The organism is Streptomyces botrytidirepellens (assembly GCF_003721215.1).
Taxonomy (GTDB): domain Bacteria; phylum Actinomycetota; class Actinomycetes; order Streptomycetales; family Streptomycetaceae; genus Streptomyces; species Streptomyces himastatinicus.
Genome location: NZ_RIBZ01000666.1, coordinates 1 through 5,640, shown reverse-complemented (window position 1 = coordinate 5,640; position 5,640 = coordinate 1). Strand labels below are relative to the sequence as shown.

Sequence of the window (5,640 nt, the reverse complement as noted above, 5' to 3'; positions counted from 1 at the left end):
CGTTCCCACTCCGCATCCGTTAGATCACCCCGCCCCATGCCCATATCAACGACTCAGACACGAGGCAGTCACATGATCGGACACACAAGTCCTAGTCGTCGAAAAGCTACCCTCCGGTGGAGTGAACAAGCCGGTCTGGCTCTGGTGGTCCGGCATCGCCGCCACCGAGACGGACGTCGACCGCTGCTGGCAATCCTTCCTTCGCCGCTTCGACGTCGAGCACACGTTTCGCCTGCTCAAGCAGACGCTGGGCTGGACGAAGCCCCGGCTACGCGCCCCTCAGGCAGCGGACCGCTGGACCTGGCTGGTGATCGCCGCCCACACCCAGCTCCGGCTCGCCCGCCCGCTCGCCGTCGACCTGCGACGGCCCTGGGAGAAGCAGACCGAGCCGCACAAGCTCACCCCGGCCCGAGTCCGCCGAGGGTTCCGGAACCTCCACGCGAAGACCCTCTCTCCAGCACGTGCACCACAACCTCCCCACCCCGGCCCCGGACGGCCACAAGGCTCGAAGAATCGCCGCACCGCCACCCGTCACGAGGTGGGACGCCTCCTTGCCACCGGCGAGGCATACGCTCGCCCCGCCCACCATAAGAAAGGCACAAAACCACGGCGTACTGGGCAAGAGACAGGCTCAGCACAACGGACGTGAGCTTCAATCTCAGAACTCCGCATTTGCGCCCTACCATGCAGCCGTGTCCGCGTTCATACAGCAGCTTCCCGCCCTCATCGGCGTGATCATCGGCGCCCTCGGCTCGTACTTGGCCGTCATGCGTGGTGATCAGGCCCGTTTCCGTCGTGAGCAGGAGGCGCGTTGGGAGGAGCGGCGGCTAGTGGCCTACACCGACTACGCCTTGTCGCTGAAGACGACTGTCACCCTGACCCGCCGTGTCGCAGCCCACCTCGGCAACGACCCTCACCCACAGCCCTTGACTCCGACGGAAGCGGCTTCCCACCTGGCAGAAGCCACTGATGTACGGTCCTCCTCCGGAGAAGCCCTGCTGATGCTCGGGACCCCGGAGGTGGTGCAGGAAGCGCACGGCTGGGCCGTAACGGTCAGGGACTTGGAACACTCTGTGCACACGCGGAGCTGCACCTCCGAAACATGGTCCGCGCTGCTGGAGCAGCAGCGCACCGCACGAGAGAGCTACTACGCTGCGGTTCGGCACGACCTGGCACTCCCACCCGGCCACTCGGGGCGATGGGAATTCCCGCCGACCCAACCCATGTGAAGGACTGGGCATAACCCAACGCAGAGCTCCCAGACGGGGTTAAACGACAAGCTGAGAGGCTGTTTCTGATCCCCAGGTCTGAGTAGCCTGGGCTTCTACGCTGGCGTGGTGTCCGAGGGCGCCGGGCGGGCCGGGGAGAGGGACTGTCGGGCTTGTGGCGAACGGTTGAGGCCGGGGGCCCGACCTGATGCCGTGTTCTGCTCCTCGGTGTGTCGTGCCAGGCAATGGCGTACGGAACGCCGGTTGCGCAAGCGCCTGGCGGCCGTGCAGGACGGGACGGGCGAGACCGAGTGTCCCGAGTGCGGGGCCCGCTGGGTGGCCGGCGTGGACGGGCGCTCGAACGCCGTCTACTGCTCGCGCCGGTGTGTGGTGAGAGCTTGGAGGCGCCGGAAGGAAACGTTCGGCGAACGGGCACAGTGACCGCATCGCGAACGCATCCTGAGTCCCGTTCCGGTCAGAGTCGGTCGTTTGTGGTCACGTGTTGTGATGATCTGATTTGCGGTTTGACGCTCGGTGGTGAGCGGGTCGTGTCCAAGTCACGGACTTCAGCTCCGTGCCCCGGCCCGCATGGGTGGTGAACACCTTGCCGGAGGAGATCGAGAAGATCGGAAGCGTCAGCCAGCACCGCTACGAGCAGATCGTGGCCGAGCTGCGTGAAGTGGTCGAGCAGCAAACCAGGGGCTCGTTCACGATCGGGGACCGCGCGCTGGAGATCGAGCCGATGCGCGAACGGGGCGGCCAGCATGCCGCGCCGGGTCAGGAGTTGTTCACAGTCCGCGAGACGCTGTTCCGTCTCGCCGAGGACATCGGTCTGGCCTACAAGACGGTGGAAAGTGCCAGGTGGACGGCGTCTCGGTGGCCGAAGGACAAGCGGCAGGCCGGTGTGTCGTTCCGCGTCCACCGGATCCTGGGGCAGATCGAGGACGAAGCCGAACGGTTCGAGGTCATCACCAAACCGCCCGCGGGCGGGACGCGGTGGACGGTGGACGAGGCCAACCGGAGGCTGGGCCGCCAAGTCGAGCGTCCGGCGTCGCCGAAAGAGAAGATTACCGCGATCCACACCCTGGCCCGGGACGAGGAAGTCGCCGCGGCGGTGACCACCGACTTCCTCAAGCGTCCGACGGTGGCGGCCAAGGTCCCCGCCCAGGACAAGGCGAGGGTGGTGGAAGAGTTCACCCGGGATGAGGGTGCGGCGGTCACGGCGGTCACCGGTCTGCTGCGCCGGCCGGACGTCGCGTTCAAGGCGATGAGCGACGACACCGCCCGCCACCAGGTCAACAGCGCCCAGGTCGAACGGGGCCGGCAGGCCCGCGATGACTTCGACCGCACCAGCCCAGTCGCCCCGGCGGTCCGTCACATGGACCGGACGGTGGAGTTCTTGGACCTGGTCACCGCCTGCCACTCGTTCGTGGCCGCGGTCGGCCGGGTGGTCCCCGGCCTGCGGGGCCGCACCCTCGGTGAGGATGAGCGCACGATCGTCCACGAGAACGTAGCGAAATTGCGGGCGACGCTCGACTGGATCGAGCAAGCGGTCGATACGGGCAAGGTCGATATGGACGACGAGCTGGCCCGCCTGCTGCGAGGCGAGTAGCCGTGCCCCGCGCCTCACGGCGCCGGGGCGAAGCCGCACGGCGGCATGCCGACACCCTCCGGTTCGTGCTCTTCGAAGCCAGACCCGCGGGGCTGCTCTTCCAGCAACTGGTACGCGCCAGCGACCTGTCTCCCAGCCAGGTGCGGGCGGGGCTGGCCTGTCTGCGCGACATCATCGCGGAGAACGGCTGGCCGCCACTGATCTGGACCAGGACCGACGGCTACCAGCTTGGCGCCGAACCGGCCGCTCTCCAGGCATACGAGCGGGCCGTGCTCACCGAGAAACTCACCGAGTTCCGGCGGTTCCTCACCGGCACCGTCGCCCCGCACGCCGCCGCCCACCCGCGCGACAAGTGGGTCAAGCACATCATCGCCCAGCTCAACTCCATCGAATCCACCCTCGACCTCGTCGTCTCTTCCTGACCACCACGAGGGGGCGCCCGGCCAGAGGTCGGGCGCCCCCTCCTCGACCGCGCGGAGGGAGCCAAGCCGCCGTGCGCCGCCGCCGCTATCCCTCTGACACCACCAATGCCGAGTGGGCCCTGATCGAACCGCTGCTACCGACCCCGGCCTGCGACACCCGCCGCGGCGGTCGGCCGGAGAAGCACCCCCGGCGCGAGATCGTCGACGCGATCCGCTACGTGGTCGATACCGGATGCAAGTGGAGGGCTCTGCCTGCGGATTTCCCGCCGTGGCGCACGGTTTGGGGGTTCATGGCGCGCTGGGCCGCCGCCGGGATCATCGGACAGATCCGCGACCAGCTCGCCGGCCGGATCCGTCGTGAGATGGGCAAAGGCCCCCGCGCGGTCGCCACGGTCATCGACTCCCAGAGCGTCAAGGCCGCCGCGACCGTCGGAAAGGGCAGCCGCGGCTACGACGCAGGAAAGAAAATCAAGGGTCGCAAGCGCCACCTGGTCGTGGACACACGCGGGCTACCCCTGCTGGTCATGGTTACCCCGGCCGATCTGCACGATTCCGCCGCAGCGAAGGAAGTCCTCTTCCGCCTCCGGCTGATGCACCCCGAGATCACCATCGTCTGGGCCGACCGCGCCTACGCGGGCAAGCTCGTGACCTGGGCCAAACAGCACCTCAACATCACGATGAAGACCGTCAGCCGCCCCAAGGACACCACGGGATTTGTCGTCCTGCCCCGCAGGTGGGTCGTCGAAAGATCGCTGGCCTGGATCATGCACGCCCGCCGTCACGCCCGCGACTACGAACGACTCGTCCAGCACTCCGAGACCTTGATCACCTGGGCCGCCATCACCCTCATGACCGGGCGCCTCACGCGGAGCCGTCAGGTGAAGCCGACGGCACCGCCCTCGCCAGCGCAGGCAACGTGATCACAACATTCCCGAGGTGTCACCTAACGCCGAGCCGCCGGGAAAATGATGCCGAGGATTCCGCCTACGCCGCTGCCGAGTACCAGGCCGATCGCCATGTTGTCGAAGACGGACAGCCCGAGCATGATCCCAATCGGGATGCCGATCATCGTGCCTACAAAGAACCCTGTGGCAGGGAACGGCGTTCCGCCTTCGTCATTGTTTGTCACACGCTCATTGTGCTGAACATCATGAGAAGCGGGTCTCTCACCGTCCCGATACGGCCAACCTTCGAAAACAGACACTTACATCCGTGATCAGCTCCGGCGCCGGATCCGTACCGGCAAGGGCCGCTGCCCCTACCCGGTGACGCTGATCGTGGACTCCCAGTCGGTCAAGGGATCCTCCACCGTCGGCAGAAACAGCCGAGGCTACGACGCCGCGAAGAAGATCAACGGCCGCAAGCGACATATCACGGTGGACACGCTTGGGCTGCCGGTGATGATCACGGTGACGCCCGCCGACATCCAGGACCGCGACGCCGCCCGCGACGTGTTCTGACGGCTGCGGCTCACCCAGCCGCAGATCACCCAGGTCTGGGCCGACCGCGGGTACGCCGGTGAACTCGTGGACTGGGCCCGCGACCGCCTCTGGCTCACCCTGCGCATCGTCTCCCGGCCCAAGGGCACCGCGGGCTTCGTCGTCCTGCCCCGCCGCTGGAAAGTTGAGCGCACCATTGGCTGGTGCATGAACGCCCGCCGCAACGCACGCGACTACGAACGGCTGCCCCAGCACTCCGAAGCCCATCTGAACTGGGCCCTTATCACCATGATGACCCGACGCCTGACCCGCAAAAGCCCCCGCACCAGCCACTGGACGAAGAAGACGCCCTGATCATGCGACATCAGCAATCGCGGACAGGTTCAAGGAACTCGAGCCGATTGCCCAGCTTGTCGAACGCATAGAAGCGATCGTGGCCAGGAAAGTTGTCATCCCAGGTGACGCTCACTCTTTTGCCTTCCAACCGCTTGGCGAGCGCCTGGAGCGAGGTCACAAGGATGCCCGGATGCGCCTTCCTGTTCGGGCGGAAGTCCTCTTCAACCCCCAAGTGGACCTCCAGGCCACCACCTCGGAACCAGCACCCACCACGAGCCGCCAGCATCGGCGGCTTCTCGAGCTCTGTCATGCCGAGAACGTCTCCCCAGAACTCGCGGCAGATGTCCTCAGCGCCTGGAGGGATCGCAAGCTGCACGTGATGCAGGCCGTCCAAGGAGTATCCGAGCGTTCCCAGAGCCACAACTTCTCCTCTACCAAGGAATCTTGACGTCAAGATAATGAGAGCTGAGCGGTCCTGGCAAGGGCGAGGACTCGGCAGAGGGCGCGGCAAGTTGAGAAGACGACGTTCAAAAACACCTACTGAGTGCCGACGGCCGCTGTCGCCCGCTGTCCCTGATGGTCACCGGTGGACAGCGGGCCGACTGCACCCAGTTCCAGCCGGT

At 66.5% G+C, this 5,640-nt stretch carries 6 protein-coding genes and 2 pseudogenes; 6 read left to right on the top strand and 2 right to left on the bottom strand.

Annotation, left to right across the window (positions count from 1 at the left end):
• Positions 1–91 precede the first annotated feature (91 nt).
• The 5 genes and pseudogenes from EEJ42_RS35165 to EEJ42_RS35140 form a co-directional block, all read left to right on the top strand.
• Positions 92–649 (top strand): annotated as a pseudogene (locus EEJ42_RS35165) (NF041680 family putative transposase); the annotation flags it as partial.
• 43 nt (positions 650–692) lie between these two features.
• Positions 693–1,229 (top strand): hypothetical protein, encoded by a 537-nt coding sequence (locus EEJ42_RS35160; RefSeq protein WP_123106275.1) that lies wholly within the window; start codon positions 693–695, stop codon positions 1,227–1,229.
• 583 nt (positions 1,230–1,812) lie between these two features.
• The gene (locus EEJ42_RS35150; RefSeq protein ID WP_123106277.1) at positions 1,813–2,820 is read left to right on the top strand and encodes a DUF6192 family protein; all 1,008 of its coding nucleotides are present in this window, start codon (positions 1,813–1,815) and stop codon (positions 2,818–2,820) included.
• Positions 2,821–2,822: 2 nt separating this feature from the next.
• Positions 2,823–3,242, top strand: a complete 420-nt coding sequence (locus EEJ42_RS35145) for a RacP protein (protein WP_123106273.1) — start codon at positions 2,823–2,825, stop codon at positions 3,240–3,242.
• A gap of 71 nt (positions 3,243–3,313) precedes the next feature.
• Positions 3,314–4,162, top strand: a complete 849-nt coding sequence (locus EEJ42_RS35140) for an IS5 family transposase (protein ID WP_123106271.1) — start codon at positions 3,314–3,316, stop codon at positions 4,160–4,162.
• 23 nt (positions 4,163–4,185) lie between these two features.
• On the opposite strand, the gene EEJ42_RS35135 is transcribed toward EEJ42_RS35140, so the two are convergent.
• Positions 4,186–4,371, bottom strand: a complete 186-nt coding sequence (locus EEJ42_RS35135) for a hypothetical protein (RefSeq protein ID WP_123106269.1) — start codon at positions 4,369–4,371, stop codon at positions 4,186–4,188.
• 79 nt (positions 4,372–4,450) lie between these two features.
• On the opposite strand from EEJ42_RS35135, the pseudogene EEJ42_RS53385 reads away from it, so the two are divergent.
• Positions 4,451–5,026: pseudogene (locus tag EEJ42_RS53385) on the top strand (transposase); the annotation flags it as partial.
• 19 nt (positions 5,027–5,045) lie between these two features.
• Here the strand turns inward: EEJ42_RS53385 and EEJ42_RS35120 are convergent.
• Positions 5,046–5,438, bottom strand: a complete 393-nt coding sequence (locus tag EEJ42_RS35120; RefSeq protein WP_184503426.1) for a VOC family protein — start codon at positions 5,436–5,438, stop codon at positions 5,046–5,048.
• Positions 5,439–5,640 lie beyond the last annotated feature (202 nt).